This window comes from Chitinispirillales bacterium ANBcel5, assembly GCA_029688955.1.
GTDB lineage: Bacteria > Fibrobacterota > Chitinivibrionia > Chitinivibrionales > Chitinispirillaceae > Cellulosispirillum > Cellulosispirillum alkaliphilum.
In genome coordinates this window covers 1-2,366 of sequence record JARUKZ010000090.1, presented here as the reverse complement: position 1 = coordinate 2,366, position 2,366 = coordinate 1, and the positions used below count along the sequence as shown (strand labels likewise).

Annotated in this window: 3 protein-coding genes; all 3 read left to right on the top strand. The window is 37.4% G+C overall.

Annotation, left to right across the window (positions count from 1 at the left end):
* A partial coding sequence (locus QA601_18790) for a hypothetical protein (GenBank protein MDG5817150.1) occupies nucleotides 1-912 on the top strand: 912 nt, incomplete at its 5' end.
* Entirely contained in the window at nucleotides 909-1,733 is an 825-nt protein-coding gene (locus tag QA601_18785; GenBank protein ID MDG5817149.1) for a hypothetical protein, read from the top strand. The genes QA601_18790 and QA601_18785, both read left to right, overlap by 4 nt.
* Nucleotides 1,723-2,366, top strand: a 644-nt coding sequence (locus QA601_18780) for a hypothetical protein (protein MDG5817148.1), incomplete at its 3' end; no start/stop codon positions are given. The genes QA601_18785 and QA601_18780, both read left to right, overlap by 11 nt.

Genomic DNA, 2,366 nt, shown 5'->3' with positions numbered 1-2,366 from the left:
ATTGCTGCATTTCCTACTAAAGAGATGCTTCTTAATCATTCAACAATAAACCACTATTTGAGCATGCAGCCTGAGGGACGTAACCCATATGATCCGAACTATGAACCAGAAGATGTTTTATTGGATAGAAAACTTTTAGATGACGTACCCACAGTGCTGTTTTCAGTGAATACTACCGATTCTGAGAATCATATTTTTATACAGTACTGGTTTTTTCAAAGTTGGAGTGCTACAGTTGCTCCGGGTTTTTCAATTGATGAATCTTATCACGAAGGAGATATAGAATTCTGTCAATTAGCTATAGTTAAAAGGGATGATCGACATGGTGATATCGGGTTCAAGAAGAATTGGGTTGCCCCGTTAGGAATGTTTGCTTCACAGCATTATTACGGACAAACTGTTGAATGGAATCGTTTTGATGAAGAACATGATCCAAATCCGAGGCGCAAACAATTATTTGTAATACACAAAGATCATAGACCAAGCGTTTACATCGCGAGAGGTACTCATGCAATGTTTTTTTCGGATGGTGAATTTGGTGTCGGCATTGTTAGAGGCAAGTTGGGTGATTTTCCACAGTATGCTAGAATACCTGCATTAAAAGAAGAAACCGGTACATTTGAAACAGGTATAATGGGCATTAATTGGCTATCTTTGGATTACAATGATGATTTCTTCACATCTTGGTTAGGGCGTTGGGGGCATAAAGTATCTGCACCAAACGGAAGTAGTATGGAAGATGGACCATTTGGTCCTCCTAATCGGGGTGGGAAACGAAAAAGTGGAGGTGATGGTGTATCGCGATTTTTGACTACACCTGTTTATCTTCATAACATTGCTATCTGGAATAATGCTCCAAGTGATGTGCAGAACAGGTTACGTATCAATAAAGAGAATTGGGAGCGACCATGAAAGTATTACTACTAATAATCATTCTAATTACGCAGTGTAAATCAATAGCTGAAAATCAAATTAACCTTGTTTTTAAACCGTTTAATAGGATCATATACTATTCTTATTATGACTATGAGAGCCCATCTTTTCCTGATAAAATGAAAAGCATGGGAAGAGCCAAAATTTTAGAAATGGTGGATTATGATAAGAATAATGTTCATTTTGAAATGGAAGTATCAAATGTTAATAGAAGGGCTGCAGGACCTTCCAGATATAAAACTGGTGGATCGATGTATCCCCATTCTGCTTACGGAATAATAGGTTTTTGGGATTATGATTTTCGAGAACAAGTACCCGGTATAGGTATTGAAATTTTGTACCGTGAAACTATGTTGTTATTCCCATTTTTTAATGAAAGGAATGAATTCAAAATAGGTGAAGAGATAAGTTTAACCATAAAAACACCTTTCTTATTTGACATGTCAGGGAGAGAGTCAAAATATGCTAAATCGGTAAATGTTGATGATAACTGGTATGTTAGCCCAGGTAATTTTACACAGCGAATTATCAGTACAGAGGACTTCTTAGGATATCATTGTGCACGAATCGAATATAGCATTGATAGTAAGTACACAGATCATGAGGGAAGAAATTTTTTCCTAAATATTGAAGGTACATTACATTTTGCTATAGAAGAAGGTTTTGTTGTTTCTGATATCAGTAAAGGTTATCAGGACTTTTTAAGACAATCTGGAGAAATTCACAGACACCATTACTGGAAGAAACTGAGAGTATTAGGCTACGAGCCATACAAAGGAGAACCGGCAAGTGAACAATAGTCATAAAAAGATGAGCCGTTATGTTATAGTGGTGTTCTTTTGGGTAATATCCACACAGGCACAGGAAATCACCTTACAATTTAAACCTTACAATGAAGCCGTTTATTTTATCTGGTTAGGGCAAAGGCACCGCAGAGAGTGGGTTGTGATTTCAAAATTGCAAGAAATTGAGAAAAGCTCCCAAGAGATGTCTTTTTCCTGGGAAACGGTTGACAGTGATCTGCCCCCACCAGATGATCTAATCACTCTTGTGCCCGAAATCGTTTTTACACCAAAGGGAAGAAAAAATTTTGCACAACCACCGGATGGTGTATTCAAGATTGAAAACGGGCAGCTTGTCACTGATGCAATCTTGGATTTTCCCGTTTTGCCTGAAGATAGGACCACATATACAATTGGTGAAACGATAGAAATACCAATGAGTATACCGGTAAGGTATGATTACGATGAAGATATGAATTTCACAGGTCCGGCAGAAATTGATGTCGTATTGATTCAGAAAATTTCGGCAATCGAAGAGCATTTGGGTTTTACATGTGCAAAAATCGAATACTCCATAGAACATTGGAATGGTGAGATTGCGTTCAATACACCAAAGTACGAATTAAGAGGTGAGCTGTTTTTTGCAATAGA